The sequence below is a fragment of the Mycobacterium sp. NGS64 genome (assembly GCF_059812245.1).
In genome coordinates this window covers 682,534-700,197 of record NZ_JCALCI010000002.1, presented here as the reverse complement: position 1 = coordinate 700,197, position 17,664 = coordinate 682,534, and the positions used below count along the sequence as shown (strand labels likewise).

Genomic DNA, 17,664 nt, shown 5'->3' with positions numbered 1-17,664 from the left:
ACCGCGCGCAGCGTTGCAAATCTGACGAAACGGCGACCGTGACCCGTCAACCCGGCAGATCGTTTTGCAGCAATGCTGCGAGTTCGTCGCGGCTGGCCACGCCCGTTTTGGCCATGGCCCGGTAGATGTGCCCCTCGACCGTACGGACGGACAGTGTCAGCCGCTCGGCGACCGCTCGGCTGGACAGCCCCTGCCCAAGCAACATCACGACCTCGCGCTCGCGATCCGTGAAGGGCAGCCGCTCACTGGCTTGACGCAGCGCCGGAGTGTGGGCGCCGCCGCACTTTTCGGCCAGCGCGTCCGCTCGGGTCGAGCACTTCAAAGCCGATCCCCGCAAGTCGCCGCGTCGATAGGCGATCGCCGCGTGTGCTGCGGCGTCGAGGGCCGCCACGACGTCCCCGAGCTCCTCGAAGTCCAATGACACCGTTTCCAATTCGGCCCCGTCGCCAGCGTGCAGGGCGGCCGCGAATCGCGCTGCGATACCCGCGCGCGGACCTTCCACGATGGTTTCCAGCTCTCGCAGTCGGGGCGCGCGCCGAGTGTCACCGAACTGGGTGGCGGTCTGTAGGCACACCACTTCCGCGGCGAATTGCCCGTTGGCACAGGCCGTTTCGGCCGCCGACCCCACAATGTCGATCGCTTCACTGACCGCACCCTGGCACGCGGCCACCCAGGCCGTGGCGAGGCCGCGCTCGTAGTCCAAGTACAGCCAACTGGGGTGGCGGTGTTGCTCCAGCGTGGCGAGCGCGGCGGCGGCGTCGTCGCCGAGCCCTTGAATGGCCAGCGCGGTGACGATCGGCAACCGGTACCGGTAGGTGAAGCCGTTCTGCTCGCCGACGGCGACCAAGGTGTCGACGACCGGTGGCAGCAGCCCGCTCGCCTCGTCGAGGCGACCGGCGCCGAGGGCGGCGCGGCCCGCCAACGCGGTGCTGATCAGCGACGCGGCGCCAGGCAGGTTGGCGGCCTCCTCGCGCAGGTGTTCGGCCAGGCACATTGCCTCGTTGATCCGGCCTGCAAGCAGGAGTGCTCCCAGGTGAGCATCGGCGATTACGAACCTCATGTGGGCGGCGTCGAACGAGCGGACCGCGATGGTGTACGCGCGCTCCGCGCCGGCCACCGCCTCGGAGACGCAACCGATGTCGCCCGCGGCGGCGACGATCCCCCAACTTGCCACTGCCCCAACGACCGCGGGCAGGAGATCGATGTCGAGTTCCCGCGCCGTTCCCATTGCCGCGGCCGGTTGCCCCATCGCCGCCCAGTACATGGTGCAGGCCGCGTCAAGACTTCCCTGGGCGCGCGGGGAGGTAGTGGCCCTGGCGTCGTCGATGTGCTGTTTGGCGCCGTCGCCGTCCGCCAGTGACCACAACATGTTGACGGCGCGCAGGCAAGCGCGGCGAGACCGGTTCACGTCATCGAGCTGCGCCGGCGGTATGTCCGCGAGGACATCGTCCGCTTCCTGGCCGCGACTGAGCCACGAAAGCGCGTGCGCGCGAACGAAGTTCGCTTCCGCCCCCGCGCCGGAGCGGATGGCGGCCTCCGCCAGCCGGTCCGCGAGAGGCAGGTCGGCGAGCCACACGGCACCCTGCGCCGCGCGGAGGAGCAGATCGGCGTCGGGCGGCAGATCGGAGTCCAGGCTCAACGCCGCCCGGCGCACCACCGTTCGCATGTCATCGCACCACTCAGATGAACCGAGTTCGGCGGCGACGAGGCCCCGCAAGCGGCGAAGCCTCGTCGGGGCGGTGCGTTGCCTGCGCACCTCGGCGTAAAGGGGATGAGCGAGCCGCACCTGTGTCCGGTCTTCCACGGTTTCCAGGGTGACGAGGCTGCGCAGGTCGGCCTCCTCGACCGCCGCGGCATCGGTGATTCGCGCCAGTGAACCCAGCTCGATTGGTTCACCGACGGCGAGCAGGTCGACGACGTCGCTGACGGCGGGCGGGACGGCGCCGATCCGGGAGTCGACCAACTCGAGCAGGCTCGGCGGCAGCACGGGTTCGCCGCTCCAGTGCCAGCAACCGCGCTCGACCACCAGCCGGCCGTCGGCGAATTCTCGCTCGACGATGTTACGCAGATACAACGGGTTACCGCGGGTAAGCCTCCACAACCATTCGGCCGCATGCGGATCCAGCGGACCGCCGAGGGCGGTCGACACCAGCGCGGTGGTCTCATCCGCTGACAGCGGCTGGACGTCGAGTCGGTCGAACGCGCTTCCGGTCCACAGTTCCTGCGTCGCCGGCGGGATGGGTTCACCGCTGCGAGCCGTCAGGACGAGCTTTGCGGCGGCCCGCTGGACGATCTGCTGCAACGCGAATATCGACAGGTCATCGAGCAGGTGCGCGTCGTCGACACCGATGACCACCGGGGCGCCGTCCGGGGCGGCGGTGAGTTCGTCGATCACCGCGCGGACCAGTTGGAGGTTGTCGACGCCGGCCGGCGTCGTCCACGACGAGAGCGCGCCGAACGGCAGTAACCGGCCCGCGGTGGTGCCCACTACCCAACGGACGACGCAGCCTTGCGACGTAGCCGCCGCAAGCGCCTCCCGGGCTACTCGGCTCTTTCCGACGCCCGCCGCGCCGCACACGAGGATGCCTGCCGAGTCAGGATCCGCAATCGCGGTCCCGATGCTCCGCAACTCCTCGGCGCGCCCAGTTAGGGGCCAGGACAAACGCATCGGGACAGCATAGGAAGACCCGCGCGAGGCCGCGGCAAATTTCAACCATTTGCTTTAAACCTCATAAAGAGGCGGCCGCAGTCAGCCAAGCGGCCGCGATTCACCCCGGTTAATTTCGTGTCACGGCATACGGAACCCAGTCAGGAGCCAGTTGAACCCTGCCCCATTGAGTAGCTGGACTATCAGCACGGCCGCCACGATTATCGCGATAACCGCGATGAATGCGATAACTGCCAAAACGGGCGTCAATGCCGTGACCAACGCACCTCGGAAGGTGGCGATCGTATTGAGTAGCTGGCTCCCGACGGTATTGAACAAGCTGATCGCCTGGCCCGGCAGGCCGCCGGCAGACCCCGCAATATCGGTGAGGGGCGCCAACAACGCGACGTTGGCGGCCTCGCCGGTGGCGTACGCGCCCGCGCCCGCGGTCAGGTGCTGCACGAACTGATCGTGGAATGCCGTGGCCTGCGCGGCCAGCGCCTGATAGCCCTGGGCGTGCTGGGCGAACAGCTGCGCGACACCCGTGGAGATTTCGTCCGCGGCGGGCGGCAGCACCGCCAGGGTCGGCGTCGCCGCCACCGCATGGGCCGCATTGAGATTCAAACCGAGCTTTACCAAATCCGTTGCGGCCGAGGACATTACCTCGGGAACGGCGATTACGGCCGGCATCGCTATCCTCTCTTTCGCTTTCCCGCTGCCGCTCAGCCGATTTCAGGTAGCACACCGATCTGCGTCAGCAGCGCGGCGAAGTCCATGTAGACCTTCTCGCACAGCAGCTTGTCCCCGTCGAACTCGAAAATCCCGGCGACCGGAATTTTTACCCGGCGTCCGGTGGCCGGGATGCCCGCCCATTCCCCGTCGTGGGTGCCGGTGATAACCGTCTCGCCGAATACGGCGTCGTCGGCATGGCGTAGCCTGCCGACTTCCGCGTGCAGATCCGGCAACGCGGTCATCAAGCCCTGCAGCAACTCTCGAACGGCGGACTCGCCCTCGCTGGGTTGGCCGTTCACCTCGTAACGCGGGTGGTGGAATGTGGCGATTGTCGCCTCGATGTCGTGCCGGTTTTCCGCCTCGGCGTGCTGCATGACGATTTCTTCGCGGCGCTGGCGAAGGCTCGTGATTTCGTCGATCGCGGTCATCAGGGCGCTCCTTATTCCTGGATACTTACAGAAGGGACACCGGGGCGGTCGGCAACAGCCTGTCCACCCGAATGCCGTTGTGCGCCGCGCCGATTGACCGTTGCGACCCGGTAGAGGAACGACGGACGAAGCAGGCGGGTCGGGGGATCGAGCAGCCCGGTGACTCTGAAGAACTGGGTGCCGATCATGGCGTCGGACTCGGATGCGGCCAGCACGCTCTCCACGAGCCGGTTGGCGACGCGCATCGATGGCGTCCTGCGCCCTTGGACCTCCGGGAACGTCAGGTCGGAGGTCGCCCCGGTCCGCCAGGCCACACCGATCGTCTTGGCCGTGGCGCGAAAGTACCGGCGGGGCAGGTCCGTAACGCCGCGCCGCAGGCAGTCCCGTAGCGCCACGGCGTCCAGCGCCGCCACCGTCATTCCCTGCCCGTAGATCGGATTGAAGCTGCATATCGCGTCACCGCAGGCCAGCAGGCCGTCGGGGAGTCGCCGCATTTTGTCGTAGCGCCGCCACTGGCTGGACGGCATCCGATGCTGCACCACCGGCCCCAGCGGTTCGCCGGCGCGCACCGCCGCGAGCAAGTGAGCCGGGCCGTAATCCTCGGCGTACGACAGCATCCCGGGCAGGTCGCGCGGCGGCTCGTGCCCGGCCAGCGCGTAGACCGTGAATATCCAGGTGTCGCGCTCGTAGCCAACCAAGAACATGCCCCTTGGCCGGCCTGGCGCGGGGCTGATGAGGGCCAGCTTTTCCCTCAGGGTGCCTGGCGGGATCCGCAGCGGTTGGCTGACGTAGGTCGTGTGCATGGTGATGTGGTCCTCGGTCGGTCGCCCGTAGCCGAGGTTCTCGAGCAGAGCCGGCGTGTGGGCCCCGCGGCCCATGGCGTCCATGACCAGGTCCGCCGCCAATTCCTGTGGGGCGCCGCCGGCGCGGTCGATCACCCGCACCCCGGCGATGCGATTGCGGTCCGCGGTCGCCGTCAGTTCGCTGACGTCGTGGCCGGCATGGATTGTCACGTTGCCAAGCCGCCGCAGGCGCCGCCGGACCTGGCACTCCAAGAGCGGCCGGCTCGGCATGTAGAGGGCCATTTCCGTGTAATCGCCGGTTACGACTCCAGACGACAACAACCGGTGGCCGCTGTAGGACAGGTACGCCTTGGACAGGTCCCCGTCGTTCCAAACGGGCGCTCCGGCGGCAAGCAGCTCGTCGAGGAGCCCGGGGAAGAGCTCGTCCAGGATACGACCGCCGCGCGGCAGGAGCGCGTGAACGTGCCGACCCTGCGGCACCCCCCGCCTGTTGACGGGATCGTTGGTTAGCTCGTCCCGTTCGAACACTGTGACGGTCTCGAAGAAATCGGCCAGCACCCTCGCGGCGAGCAGCCCGCCCATGCTCGCCCCCAAAACGACCGCGCGCTCACCCAAGACCTGCATTGCGGATCCCTTTCTCGAGTTCGGGCTCGCGTTGCTGCTGCAGCGCGGTGAGTTTCTGTTCGGCGATCCGGTAGAAGCCCTCCAGCGAAGAGTCCTCGACGCCGACGTATTCGCCGATGACCTCGCGCGCCACGCCCGCCTCGCGCAGCCGCAGTGCCAGCGAGTACGGCACCGGCATTCGACGCAGCGCGGCCTCGCGGTCGCTGAGATCATCGGTCACCCGATCAGCATCCGACGATGCGACGGATCGGGATTGAGTAGCGGAGTACTCCATTTGTCGTGGGCTGTGCCGTCACGTACTCATTGGTCATGCTGGTGCACACGGTCCGGGCGCGGCGCAGCTCCGACGACTTCCCGCGCGCGGAACACCTGGCCGCCAAGATCGCCCAGGTCGCGGCCGACCGGTGCCCGCCCGTCACGATGGCCCGCCGGCCGGCGCTGGCTACCGCGGGAGCGCTGGCGGGTATGGCAGATCGGTGCTGGTGTGGGGGTCGACGTAGACCGGGTGGCCGAGGTAGGGAAAGGCGCGCTGTGGGCATGCGGGTCGGTCGCAGATCTTGCAGCCCGCACCGATAGGCACTGTCGCCTCGGGGTTTGCCAGGTCGATGCCGACGGAGTAGATGAGCTTCTCGGCATGGGCCACATCGCACCCGAGGCCGATGGCAAAGCTCTTGTCCGGGCCGAGGTAGCGGCTGGGCTCGGTCGTCGTGCTCCTCGCGATCCAGAAATAAGTGCGTCCATCGGGCATCTGCGCGACTTGGGTCAAAAACTGGCCGGGCCGTGAAAACGCGTGGTGGACGACCCACAGTGGGCAGTTTCCTCCGACGCGGGAGAAGTGAAAGGCCGTGGCGGACTGGCGTTTTGAGATGTTCCCCGCGCTATCGGTTCGGACGAAGATGAAGGGCACCCCCCGCGCATTGGGACGTTGCAGGGTAGACAGCCGGTGGCAGATGGTTTCGAAGCCCACCTCGAACCGTCGCGCCAGTTGGTCGACGTCGTAACGGACGCTCTCGGCGGCCTCGAGGAATCTGAGGTAGGGCAGCAGCAGCGCGCCGGCGAAATAGTTGGCGAGACCGATGCGGGCCACGCCGCGCGCATCGTCGCTGAGCTGATCATCGGCGGCGATGATCGCGTCGATCAACTGGGCCTGGGTGAGCAGCGCGATCTGAGTTGCGAGCTGAAATGCCCGCTGGCCGGGATGGAGCCATCGCGCCAGGTACAACGTTTTCGATTCGGGCGCAAACATGCGTTTGGAGTTGGGATTCAGCGCTTGGCCGTCGTCGATCAGCACGGTGACGGCGAGTTTGTCGGCCAGCAGCTCCGCCAGCTGGCCGTCGAGTCCACCGATCCGCAAGCGGTTGCGCTTGAACACATCCTCGGCCGCCAAGTCCAGCTCACCGACGTAGTTCTTGCGGTCATAGAAGAAGTCGCGGACCTCTTCGAAGGGCATCGGCTGTTGGGACACGGCCGACGTTTCGACGTTGGCACGGCTGTGCAGCGCCTCGAGATCGGCGGTCGCGTCGTGCAATCGGCGGTGCAGGTTGACCAGTGTCTGGCCGACGGCTGGCATCCGGGCGACGAGCTCCTCGATTTGACCCGCGGTCGCCGATGTCTCGGTGAGCACTTCCCGCAGGTCCGCAACCAGGCGGCCATCGGAATCGGGCGCGAAGTAGTGGGTCGGTAAGTCGAACTTCTCGGAAAGGGTGAGCAAGACCGGGACCGTAATCGGGCGCTGGTCGTTTTCGAGCTGGTTGACGTAACTGGTCGACAATCCCAAGACGCGCGCCATCGCCACCTGGGTCAGCCCGTGTTCCTCGCGTAGCCGCCGCAGCCGCGCACCGGCGAACGTCTTCGGCACCCGCATCACCCTACGCTCGCCCCCTTTCACAATATTTGCAAGATTCACCGGATCAGGACGCAAAATTACACTTCTGCAGGGCATTTACGTAGGATCCCCACCTGCGTACTGTGCGGCTTATGCGGATTCATGACGTTCGAACGCGGCGCAGCGCCGACGACTTCCCCCGGAGTGAGCACCTCGCATGGAAGATTGCCGAGGTAGCGGCGGACCCGGTCGGCGTGCCCGCGGACACCGAGGTGATGGTCATCAACCGCATCATCGACAACGCCTCGGTTTCGGCCGCCTCGGTCGTTCGTCGTCCGGTGGCAGCCGCTCGTGTCCAGGCGTTGGCGCACCCTCGATCGCGCCGGGGGGCGAAGGTGTTCGGCGTCGAGGGCGACTACTCGCCGGAATGGGCGGCCTGGGCCAACGGCGTCGCGGTGCGCGAACTGGACTTCCACGACACGTTCCTGGCCGCGGAGTACTCCCATCCGGGTGACAACATCCCCGCCCTGGTGGCCGTCGCCCAGCACCTAGGGATCGGTGGAGCCGACCTGATCCGCGGCATTGCGACTGGCTACGAGATCCAGATCGATCTGGTCAAGGGAATCTGCTTGCACGAGCACAAGATCGACCACGTCGCGCACCTCGGCCCGTCGGTGGCGGCGGGCTTGGGCACCATGCTGCGTCTCGATCGGGAGACCATCTACCAGGCCGTCGGACAGGCGCTGCACCTGACGACGTCCACCCGGCAGTCGCGCAAGGGCGCGATCTCCAGCTGGAAGGCGTACGCGCCCGCCTGGGCCGGCAAGGTCGCCATCGAAGCCGTCGACCGGGCCATGCGCGGCGAGGGCGCGCCCGCCCCGATCTGGGAGGGCGAGGACGGAGTCATCGCCTGGCTGCTGTCGGGTCCCGAACACACCTATCAAGTTCCGCTACCCGAGCCCGGCGAGCCCAAGCGCGCCATCCTCGAGAGCTACACGAAGGAGCACTCGGCGGAATACCAGAGCCAGGCCCTGATCGACCTCGCGCGGCGGCTACGCGCGCGGATCGGCGACCTCGACCAGATCGCGACGATCGTGCTGCACACCAGCCATCACACCCACCACGTGATCGGCACCGGATCGGGCGACCCCCACAAGATGGACCCGGACGCCTCACGGGAAACGCTGGACCACTCGGTGATGTACATCTTCGCCGTTGCCTTGCAGGACGGCATCTGGCACCACGAGCGGTCCTACGCGCCGGAGCGGGCGCACCGCCCCGACACCGTCGAACTGTGGCACAAGGTCTCCACGGTCGAGGATCCCGAATGGACCCGGCGCTACCACTCCACCGACCCCGCGGAAAAGGCTTTCGGTGCCCGCGCGGAGATCACGCTCAAAAACGGTGAGGTCATCGTCGACCAGATCGCCGTCGCCGACGCCCATCCGCTGGGAGCCAGGCCGTTTGAGCGCAAGCAGTACGTCGGGAAGTTCACCGAGCTGGCCGAGGGTGTCGTCACCGATGCCGAGCAGAAGCGGTTCCTGTCGCTGGTTGAAGGCCTCGCGGAACTGAAGCCTGGCGCTTTGGGCGAGCTGAACATCGTCCTCGATTCGACGGTGCTGGACAAGGCGCCGACGATCCCGCCGGGAATCTTCTGATGGGCGGGCTCATCGGCGGCGCCGTGCCCGCGGCCGAAAAGCGCGCTCGATTCCGTCACGGGCTGGAAAGCGGTCGGCTGCAACGGCTTCCGGGCGCATTCTCGCCGCTGGTGGCCAAGCTGATCGCCGAGCTCGGCTTCGATGGCGTGTACGTGTCCGGGGCGGTGCTCTCCGCGGACCTCGGCCTGCCCGACATCGGTCTGACCACCCTGACCGAAGTCAGCGGGCGCGGCGCACAGATTGCGTCCGTCACCGACCTGCCCACCCTGATCGACGCCGACACCGGTTTCGGTGAACCGATGAGCGCAGCACGCACCGTGACGATGCTGGAGGACGCCGGGCTGGCCGGTTGCCACCTGGAGGACCAGGAAAACCCCAAGCGCTGTGGGCATCTCGACGGCAAGGCCGTGGTGCCTGCCGGTGACATGATCAAGCGCCTGCGGGCCGCGGTATCGGCCCGGCGGGACCCGAATTTCATCATCTGCGCCCGCACCGACGCGGCGGGCATCGAGGGTGTGCCCGCCGCGATCGACCGCGCCAAGGCGTACGCCGACGCGGGCGCCGACCTGATCTTCACCGAGGCACTGCGCACACCGGCCGATTTCGAGCGGTTTCGGACTGCGGTCGATACCCCGTTGCTCGCCAACATGACCGAGTTCGGCAAGTCCGAGCTCTTGAGCGCCGAGCAGCTGTCCGACATCGGCTACAACGTGGTGATCTACCCGGTGACCACCCTGCGACTGGCCATGCATGCCGTCGAGCTCGGCCTTCGTGAAATGGCCGACACCGGAACGCAATCCGGTCTGCTGGACCGCATGCAGCACCGCAGCAGGCTCTACGAGCTGCTCCGTTACGCGGACTACACCCAATTCGATTCGGACATCTACAACTTCGCCACTCAAGCCACTGAAGGAGACGCGCCATGACCAGCGACATTGAAGACAAGCCCCGCATCTATAAGGGACTGGCCGGTGTCGTCGTCGATACCACCGCGATCTCCAAGGTCGTCCCGGAGACCAATTCCCTGACTTACCGCGGTTACCCGGTGCAAGACTTGGCCGTCGCGTGCAGCTTCGAGCAGGTGGCCTACTTGCTGTGGCACGGCGAGTTGCCCAATGACCAACAGCTGGCGCTGTTCACTCAGCGAGAACGCGCGGCCCGGCGGCTCAACCGATCTCAGTTGTCCCTGTTGACCAAACTGCCCGACACCTGCCACCCGATGGACGTGGTGCGCACCTTCATCAGCTCCATGGGCGCCGAGGACCCCGAAGAGGACGACGCCAGCCCCGAGGCGAACTACGCCAAGTCGCTGCGGATGTTCGCGGTTCTGCCCACGATCGTCGCCGCGGACATGCGCCGCCGGCGCGGTCTCGACCCCATAGCGCCGCACAGCCACATGAGCTACGCACAGAACTTCCTGCACATGTGCTTCGGCGACGTGCCCGAGCAGGTCGTGGTGGACGCCTTCGAGGAGTCAATGATCCTTTACGCCGAGCACAGCTTCAACGCATCCACCTTCGCCGCTCGGGTGGTCACCTCCACCCAGTCCGACATCTACAGCGCGGTCACGGCGGCTATCGGTGCGCTCAAGGGTCCGCTGCACGGCGGCGCCAACGAGGCGGTCATGCACGACATGATCGAGATCGGCAGCGCCGACAAGGCAGCGGAGTGGTTGCAAGGCAAGATTTCTCGCAAAGAGAAGATCATGGGCTTCGGTCACCGCGTTTACAAGAACGGTGACTCCCGGGTGCCGACGATGAAGGAGGCCCTCAAGCGCGTCGCCGCGGCCCGCGCTGGCCAGAAGTGGCTCGACATCTACGAAGCGCTGGAAAAAGGAATGGCCGAGGCCAACGGCATCAAGCCCAACCTGGACTTTCCAACCGGGCCGGCTTATTACCTGATGGGCTTTGACATCGGCATGTTCACTCCGATCTTCGTGATGAGCCGGATCACCGGGTGGACGGCCCACATCATGGAGCAGACTGCGTCCAATGCGTTGATCCGTCCGCTCAGCGATTATGTCGGACCTCCGCAACGCGCTCTATCGTAAGTACCGTGTTCGCCAAAGTTCTGGTCGCCAATCGCGGGGAGATCGCGATCCGCGCGTTCCGCGCGGCCTACGAATTGGAAATGGCGACGGTGGCGGTCTATCCCTACGAGGACCGCAACTCCGTTCATCGTTTGAAGGCCGACGAGTCCTATCAGATCGGCGCGCAAGGCCACCCGGTCCGGGCCTACCTGTCGGTCGACGACATCGTCGAGACGGCGGCGGCCTGCGGAGCGGATGCGATTTACCCCGGTTACGGCTTCCTGTCGGAGAACCCGGACCTGGCGGCGGCGTGCGCGGCGGCCGGTATCACGTTCGTAGGCCCGAGCGCCGAGGTGCTGGAGCTCACGGGTAACAAATCGCGGGCGATCGCGGCGGCGCGCGCGGCCGGTCTTCCGGTGCTGGCCTCTTCGGCACCCTCGACGTCGATAGACGAGCTGCTGTTGGCCGCCGAGTCCATGACCTTCCCATTGTTCGTCAAGGCGGTCGCCGGTGGCGGCGGCCGGGGTATGCGCCGGGTCACCGACCGGGCGGCGCTGCCGGAGGCGATCGAGGCGGCCAGCCGCGAGGCCGAATCCGCCTTCGGCGACGCCTCGGTCTTCCTCGAGCAGGCCGTGCTCAGCCCCCGGCACATCGAGGTGCAAATCCTGGCCGATAACCACGGCAACGTGATTCACCTCTATGAACGGGATTGCAGCGTGCAGCGGAGGCACCAGAAGGTGATCGAGATCGCACCGGCACCCAACCTCGACCCCAAGCTACGCGAGCGGATCTGCGCGGACGCGGTGGCTTTCGCACGCCACATCGGCTACACGTGCGCAGGCACCGTCGAATTCCTGCTCGACGAGCGCGGCAACCACGTGTTCATCGAGATGAATCCGCGCATCCAGGTCGAGCACACCGTCACCGAGGAGATCACCGACGTCGACCTGGTGTCTGCCCAACTGCGCATCGCCGCCGGGCAGACCCTGGAACAGATTGGCCTAAGCCAGGATTCGCTCGCCCCGCACGGTGCGGCGCTGCAGTTCCGGATCACCACCGAGGATCCGGCCAACGGCTTTCGTCCGGACACCGGCCGGATCACCGCCTATCGCAGCCCGGGCGGAGCGGGAATCCGGCTGGACGGCGGCACGATGTTGGGCGCGGAGATCAGCGCCCACTTCGACTCGATGCTGATCAAGCTGACTTGTCGCGGCCGCGATTTCGCCACGGCCGTGCGCCGTGCGCGGCGCGCCGTCGCGGAATTCCGGATCCGCGGCGTCTCGACGAACATCCCTTTCCTGCAAGCGGTCCTTGACGACCCGGATTTCCAAGCCGGTCGCGTCACGACATCGTTCATCGAGGAACGCCCGCAGTTGCTCACCGCGCGCAGTTCGGCCGACCGCGGCACCAAAATCCTCAACTACCTCGCCGACGTCACGGTCAACAAGCCGCACGGTGAGCGCCCGTCGACGGTGTACCCCCACGACAAGCTTCCCGACATCGACTTGTCAGCCAGCCCGCCGGCGGGGTCAAAGCAGCGTCTGACCGAACTCGGGCCGGAGCGATTCGCCGCCTGGCTGCGCGAGTCGCGCGGCGTCGGCGTCACCGACACCACGTTCCGCGACGCGCACCAGTCCCTGCTGGCCACGAGGGTCCGCACCAGCGGCCTGGTTCGGGTAGCGCCCTACATCGCGCGGATGATGCCGCAGCTGTTGTCGGTGGAATGCTGGGGCGGAGCGACTTACGATGTGGCGCTGCGTTTTTTGAAGGAGGACCCCTGGGAGCGGCTGGCGGCCCTGCGGGAGGCGATGCCCAACATCTGCCTGCAGATGCTGCTGCGGGGCCGAAACACGGTTGGCTACACGCCCTATCCGGAGACGGTCACGACGGCGTTCGTTGAAGAAGCGACGGCCACGGGCATCGACATCTTCCGAATCTTCGATGCTTTGAACAACGTTGACTCGATGCGCCCCGCAATCGACGCGGTTCGCGAAACGGGTACTGCCGTCGCCGAGGTGGCGATGTCGTACACCGGCGATCTGTCCGATCCGGCCGAGAAGCTCTACACATTGGACTACTACCTGAAGCTCGCCGAGCAGATCGTCCAAGCCGGCGCGCACGTGCTGGCAATCAAGGACATGGCGGGACTGCTGCGCGCGCCGGCCGCGGCGACGCTGGTGTCCGCGCTCAAGTCGCGCTTCGACCTGCCGGTGCACGTGCATACCCACGACACCCCGGGCGGCCAATTGGCGACCTACGTCGCGGCCTGGCACGCGGGAGCGGACGCCGTGGATGGCGCCGCGGCTCCGCTCGCGGGCACCACAAGCCAACCGGCTCTGTCGTCGATCGTGGCCGCCGCGGCCCACACCCCCTACGACACCGGGTTGTCGCTGACCGCGGTGTGCGAGCTCGAGCCATACTGGGAGGCGCTCCGAAAGGTGTACGCGCCATTCGAGTCCGGGCTGCTGTCTCCGACCGGGCGGGTATACCGGCACGAAATCCCGGGCGGGCAGTTGTCCAACCTGCGTCAGCAGGCCATCGCGCTGGGACTCGGTGATCGGTTCGAAGACATCGAAAACGCCTACGCCGGAGCCGATGCCATCCTCGGGCACTTGGTCAAAGTCACCCCGTCGAGCAAAGTGGTAGGGGACCTGGCCCTGGCGCTCGTCGGCGCGGGCATCAGCGCGCAAGACTTCGCGGACGACCCCGCACGCTACGACATCCCGGAGTCGGTCATCGGCTTCCTGCGCGGGGAACTCGGCGACCCGCCGGGCGGCTGGCCTGAGCCGTTGCGTTCCAAGGCATTACGCGGTCGCGGTCCGGCCAAGCCGGAACAAGAGCTGTCGCAGGAAGACGAAAAGGTGTTGGCCGTGCCGGGAACCGGCCGCCAGGCGGCGCTGAATCGGCTGCTGTTCCCCGGGCCGACCAAGGAACTCGAGGACCACCGCGAGCAGTACGGTGACACCTCCCGGATGAGCGCCAATCAGTTCTTCTACGGGTTGCGCCAAGGAGACGAACATCGCGTCGAGCTTGAGCGCGGTGTGGAGCTGCTGATCGGCCTGGAGGCCATTTCGGATGCCGACGAACGCGGCATGCGCACTGTGATGTGCATCCTCAACGGGCAGCTGCGTCCAGTCGTCGTGCGCGACCGCAGCATCGCAGCGGACGTGCCCGCCGCCGAAAAGGCCGACCGCACCAACCCCGACCACGTTGCCGCCCCCTTCGCCGGTGTCGTCACCGTTACCGCCGACGTCGGCGAGGAGGTTGAGGCCGGACAGACCGTCGCAACGATCGAAGCGATGAAAATGGAGGCCGCCGTCACCACTGCGAAGGCCGGAAAGATCGCGCGGATAGCGGTATCCCACACCGCCCAGGTCGAAGGGGGCGACCTCCTGGTGGTGGTGAACTAACGGCTGCCGTTGATCGACGCAGCACGCGCCAGAAGCTCCTGCGCCATCTTGACGTGCGCGGCGTCGACCAAGACCCCATCCACCCCCACCGCTCCGCGACCGTTGGCCTCGGCCTGTCGGTAGGCGGCGATGTTGCTTTCAGCGCGGGCGATTTCGTCGGCGGTGGGCGCGTATACCTCGTTGGCGATCGGAACCTGATCGGGGTGAATCGCCCATTTGCCGGTGTAGCCCAGCAGGGAGGCCCGTCGAGCATCGCGCTGGTAGCCCTCGCGGTCCCTGAAGTCGGGGTACGGTGCGTCGATCGCATCGATGCCCGCGATCCGCGCCGCCACGATGACCTTGGTGCGCGCGTAATGCCAGAAATCGCCGGGGTATTCGCCGAGCGGGACGAAGTTGGTGTCCACCCGGGCGCCCTGGGACAGCGAGAAGTCACCGACACCGAAGATCAGCGCGTCCAGTCGGGGGCTGGCGATCGCGATCTCTTCGGCGTTGGCGAGGCCCTCGACCTCCTCGATCAGCACCTCGAGCCGGATGTGATTCCGAAGGCCGAGTTTTGCCTCCAGTTGGGTGACCAGCACGTCCACCCACCACACGTCGCGCGCCTTGCGGGCCTTGGGAATGATGATCGTGTCGAGGTGATCGCCGGCCTGGGTCATCACCTCGACGATGTCGTCGTGGCACCACTGAGTGTCAAGGCCGTTGATCCGGATCGCGCGTGCGGCGCGGCCCCAGTCGATGTCATTGAGGGCGGAGATGGCCTTGACGCGCGATTCCTCCTTGAACGCCGGGGGTACCGCGTCCTCGAGGTCGAGGAACACCAGGTCCGCGCCGCACCCGGCGGCCTTCCCGAACATGTTGTCGTTACTCGCGGGTACCGCGAGTTCGGAGCGACGAAGAAGCTGGGCCACCGGTGAAATTCCTTCTGTTACAGCACGCCTCGGGCGCGCAGGTCGTCGATTTCGTCGAAAGTCATGCCGAGGAGGTCCCCGTAGACCTCGCCGTTATGCTCGCCCAGGCACGGTCCCAGATGCTCGACCGTGCCGGAAGCCGACGAGAAACGAGGAACCGGAGCCTGGATCATCATGGGCCCGAGCTGTTGGTCCTCGACGGACACGAACACTTCACGATGCGCTAGGTGTTCGTCGCCGACCAGGTCCCGGATGTCATAGACGGGCGCCGCGGCCACCTCGTGCGCTTCGAAAACCGCCATCGCCTCCGAAAGCGTCTTGGTGACAACCCAATCGGCGACCGCCTCGTCGACCTCGGGGGCGCGAGCCAGACGCCGCTGCGGGTCCGAGAAGTCCGGATCCGTCACCAGGTCGTCTCGGCCGATCGCGCGGAAGACCCGTAGCGCCAGCGCCGGTGAGCTGCCGGACATGGCCAGCCACCGCCCGTCGGCCGTCTGGTAGGTGTTGCGCGGCGCGGAGATGTCCCACCGGTTGCCGGCGCGCTCGGGTACCAAACCCAATTGGTCGTAGCCCAGCAACACCTGCTCGAGCAGCCGGGCCAGCGGATCGATGAGATTGACGTCGATGAGCTGGCCCGGCCCCCCGCGCACGTCGCGGTGGTAGAGCGCCATCATCACCGCGTAGGCGGCGTTCAGCGACGCGACGCCGTCGGCCAGCATGAACGGCGGCAGCGTGGGTGGACCGCCGGCCTGGCCGGTAATGTGCGCGAATCCGCTCATCGCTTCCCCTAGGGTGCCGAAGCCCGGGCGCTGGCTTTTCGGCCCGGTCAGCCCGTAGCCGGTGATGTGCAGCATCACGATCCTGTCGTTGACCGCGCGCAGGCTCTCGTAGTCCAGGCCCCACTTCCGCAACGTCTGCGGCCGCGTGTTGAAGATGGCGACGTCGGCATGCTGCACCAGGCGGCGCACCAGCGCCTGACCCGCCGCGCAGCGCAAGTCGAGCGTGATCGATCGCTTGTTGCGCGATATCGACTTCCACATCAGGCCGACCCCGTCGCGTTGGTTGCCCCACTCGCGGATCGGGTCGCCACGCCGTGGTTCTTCGACCTTGATGACGTCGGCGCCGAATTCGCCCAGATAGGTCGCCACCAGTGGGGCGGCGGCCAGGGTGGCGAGGTCGAGCACCCGGAGCCCGTCAAGCACCGGCGCCCACCAGGCTGTTCGAAGGCCGTTGCAGCCCAAGGTGTCCCCGCAACGTCGACGACTCGTACTCGGTGCGGAACAGGCCGCGGCGCTGCAGCTCGGGGACCACCATGCGCACCACGTCTTCGAAGGCGCCGGGCAGGTGCGTCGCGGCCAAGACGAAGCCGTCGCATGCCTCGCTTTCGAACCAATCCGCCATCTGTTCGGCGACCTGTTCACCGGTGCCGACGAAGCGAGGCCCCTGCAAGAGGGTGGCGCGGTGGTTGGCCAGGTCGCGCAACGTGACGGTGTCCCCACCGATATGGGTGCGCAGGTTCTGCACCAATCCGCGGATGCCGGACACCGAGGCAAGCAGTTCGTCGGTCACCGGGTCGTCGAGATCGTGTTGGGCGAAGTCGTAATTCATCAACTCGGACAGCAGCGTCAGCGACGCCATCGGATGGACCAGATCATTGAGGAACAACGCTTCGCGGTCCTTGGCGTGGGCCTCCGACTCGCCCACCACCGCGTAGGCCATCGGACAGATACGAACGGCGGCCGGATCGCGGCCGGCATCGGCGATGCGGGCCTTCTGGTCGGCGTAGTGGCTGCGTGCTATCTCGATCCCCGGATCACCGGTAAAGATCAATTCCGCCCAGCGAGAGGCGAATTCGCGGCCGCGCCCCGAGGAGCCCGCCTGGATGATGACGGGGCGGCCCTGCGGGGTGCGGGGCACGGTCAGCGGTCCGCGCGCAGAAAAATACGGCCCGACGTGGTTCAGCTCGTGCACCTTGCCCGGGTCGCCGTAACGGCCGGACTCCCGGTCGTGCACTACGGCGCCGTCTTCCCAGGTGTCCCACAGGCCGGTGACCACGTCCATGAATTCGTCGGCGCGGTCGTAGCGTTCGTCGTGCCCGAGGTGGGCGTCGACGCCGAAGTTCTGCGCCTCGCTGTCGTTGACCGATGTGACCACGTTCCAGGCCGCGCGGCCGCCCGAGAGGTGGTCCAGCGTCGCAAAGGTTCTGGCGACGTGGAAGGGCGCGTAGTAGGTGGTCGAGTAGGTCGCCCCCAGGCCGATCTTCGACGTAGTCTGCGCCAGCACGCCGAGGATCAAGCCGAGATCCAGCTTGACGGGGCGGGCGCCGTACTGAACCGCATCCGAGACACTTCTGCCGTAGACCCCCGGCATCGCCAACCGGTCGTCGAAGAACATCAGGTCGAAACAGCCCTCTTCGAGTTGGCGCCCGATCTTCGCGTAGTAGGAGGTATCGAGGTACCCGTGCTCCGTGGCCGGGTGCCGCCATGAGCCCGCGTATACCGAGGTACTGCCCGCCTGCATGAAGGCGACCAGCGCCATGTTGTCCGTTCGTCGCGTAGCCATGATTAAAATCTAACATCTGATATATCAGATTTCAAATG

General features: G+C 66.7%; 13 protein-coding genes. 4 read left to right on the top strand and 9 right to left on the bottom strand.

Going from position 1 to position 17,664, the window contains the following annotated elements; genetic code table 11:
* Positions 1-46: 46 nt before the first annotated feature.
* From AC5Y4S_RS11610 to AC5Y4S_RS11585, 6 genes are all read right to left on the bottom strand, one after another.
* The gene (locus AC5Y4S_RS11610) at positions 47-2,668 is read right to left on the bottom strand and encodes a LuxR C-terminal-related transcriptional regulator (RefSeq protein ID WP_500032781.1); all 2,622 of its coding nucleotides are present in this window, start codon (positions 2,666-2,668) and stop codon (positions 47-49) included.
* 120 nt (positions 2,669-2,788) lie between these two features.
* Positions 2,789-3,337: a PE family protein gene (locus AC5Y4S_RS11605; protein ID WP_500032779.1), complete on the bottom strand. Its 549-nt coding sequence runs from the start codon at positions 3,335-3,337 to the stop codon at positions 2,789-2,791.
* Positions 3,338-3,369: 32 nt separating this feature from the next.
* Positions 3,370-3,807: an ester cyclase gene (locus tag AC5Y4S_RS11600; RefSeq protein WP_500032774.1), complete on the bottom strand. Its 438-nt coding sequence runs from the start codon at positions 3,805-3,807 to the stop codon at positions 3,370-3,372.
* 11 nt (positions 3,808-3,818) lie between these two features.
* On the bottom strand, positions 3,819-5,234 hold the full coding sequence (locus AC5Y4S_RS11595; RefSeq protein WP_500032771.1) for an FAD-dependent oxidoreductase: 1,416 nt from the start codon (positions 5,232-5,234) through the stop codon (positions 3,819-3,821).
* Positions 5,218-5,454: a hypothetical protein gene (locus AC5Y4S_RS11590; RefSeq protein ID WP_500032767.1), complete on the bottom strand. Its 237-nt coding sequence runs from the start codon at positions 5,452-5,454 to the stop codon at positions 5,218-5,220. Before AC5Y4S_RS11590 ends, AC5Y4S_RS11595 begins: the two co-directional genes overlap by 17 nt.
* 222 nt (positions 5,455-5,676) lie before the next feature.
* Positions 5,677-7,098 (bottom strand): short-chain fatty acyl-CoA regulator family protein, encoded by a 1,422-nt coding sequence (locus tag AC5Y4S_RS11585; RefSeq protein ID WP_500032766.1) that lies wholly within the window; start codon positions 7,096-7,098, stop codon positions 5,677-5,679.
* A 113-nt stretch (positions 7,099-7,211) separates the two neighbouring features.
* Between AC5Y4S_RS11585 and prpD the strand changes: the two genes are divergently transcribed.
* Genes prpD through AC5Y4S_RS11565 form a run of 4 tightly spaced genes read left to right on the top strand, consistent with a single transcriptional unit; the run spans position 7,212 to position 14,156 of the window.
* Positions 7,212-8,717, top strand: coding sequence for a 2-methylcitrate dehydratase PrpD (gene prpD / locus AC5Y4S_RS11580; protein ID WP_500032765.1), 1,506 nt, complete (start codon positions 7,212-7,214; stop codon positions 8,715-8,717).
* Complete coding sequence (gene prpB, locus AC5Y4S_RS11575) at positions 8,717-9,643, top strand: methylisocitrate lyase (RefSeq protein ID WP_500032763.1); 927 nt, start codon at positions 8,717-8,719, stop codon at positions 9,641-9,643. The genes prpD and prpB overlap by 1 nt, the downstream gene beginning before the upstream one ends.
* On the top strand, positions 9,640-10,767 hold the full coding sequence (locus AC5Y4S_RS11570) for a bifunctional 2-methylcitrate synthase/citrate synthase (RefSeq protein WP_500032758.1): 1,128 nt from the start codon (positions 9,640-9,642) through the stop codon (positions 10,765-10,767). The genes prpB and AC5Y4S_RS11570 overlap by 4 nt, the downstream gene beginning before the upstream one ends.
* Before the next feature lie 5 nt (positions 10,768-10,772).
* Positions 10,773-14,156: a pyruvate carboxylase gene (locus AC5Y4S_RS11565; protein ID WP_500032756.1), complete on the top strand. Its 3,384-nt coding sequence runs from the start codon at positions 10,773-10,775 to the stop codon at positions 14,154-14,156.
* On the opposite strand, the gene AC5Y4S_RS11560 is transcribed toward AC5Y4S_RS11565, so the two are convergent.
* The 3 genes from AC5Y4S_RS11560 to AC5Y4S_RS11550 are packed head-to-tail and all read right to left on the bottom strand — an operon-like array spanning position 14,153 to position 17,626.
* Positions 14,153-15,064: an HpcH/HpaI aldolase/citrate lyase family protein gene (locus AC5Y4S_RS11560; protein WP_500032752.1), complete on the bottom strand. Its 912-nt coding sequence runs from the start codon at positions 15,062-15,064 to the stop codon at positions 14,153-14,155. The two genes, AC5Y4S_RS11565 and AC5Y4S_RS11560, sit on opposite strands and share 4 nt — an antisense overlap.
* A gap of 17 nt (positions 15,065-15,081) precedes the next feature.
* Positions 15,082-16,266, bottom strand: a complete 1,185-nt coding sequence (locus AC5Y4S_RS11555) for a CaiB/BaiF CoA transferase family protein (RefSeq protein WP_500032747.1) — start codon at positions 16,264-16,266, stop codon at positions 15,082-15,084.
* Positions 16,259-17,626, bottom strand: a complete 1,368-nt coding sequence (locus tag AC5Y4S_RS11550; RefSeq protein ID WP_500032741.1) for an LLM class flavin-dependent oxidoreductase — start codon at positions 17,624-17,626, stop codon at positions 16,259-16,261. Before AC5Y4S_RS11550 ends, AC5Y4S_RS11555 begins: the two co-directional genes overlap by 8 nt.
* Positions 17,627-17,664: the final 38 nt, after the last annotated feature.

Coding starts and splice junctions, on each gene's coding strand:
- AC5Y4S_RS11610 (WP_500032781.1), bottom strand. CDS start 2,668: ATGCGTTTGTCCTGGCCCCTAACTGGGCGCGCCGAGGAGTTGCGGAGC.
- AC5Y4S_RS11605 (WP_500032779.1), bottom strand. CDS start 3,337: ATGCCGGCCGTAATCGCCGTTCCCGAGGTAATGTCCTCGGCCGCAACG.
- AC5Y4S_RS11600 (WP_500032774.1), bottom strand. CDS start 3,807: ATGACCGCGATCGACGAAATCACGAGCCTTCGCCAGCGCCGCGAAGAA.
- AC5Y4S_RS11595 (WP_500032771.1), bottom strand. CDS start 5,234: ATGCAGGTCTTGGGTGAGCGCGCGGTCGTTTTGGGGGCGAGCATGGGC.
- AC5Y4S_RS11585 (WP_500032766.1), bottom strand. CDS start 7,098: ATGCGGGTGCCGAAGACGTTCGCCGGTGCGCGGCTGCGGCGGCTACGC.
- prpD (WP_500032765.1), top strand. CDS start 7,212: ATGCGGATTCATGACGTTCGAACGCGGCGCAGCGCCGACGACTTCCCC.
- prpB (WP_500032763.1), top strand. CDS start 8,717: ATGGGCGGGCTCATCGGCGGCGCCGTGCCCGCGGCCGAAAAGCGCGCT.
- AC5Y4S_RS11570 (WP_500032758.1), top strand. CDS start 9,640: ATGACCAGCGACATTGAAGACAAGCCCCGCATCTATAAGGGACTGGCC.
- AC5Y4S_RS11550 (WP_500032741.1), bottom strand. CDS start 17,626: ATGGCTACGCGACGAACGGACAACATGGCGCTGGTCGCCTTCATGCAG.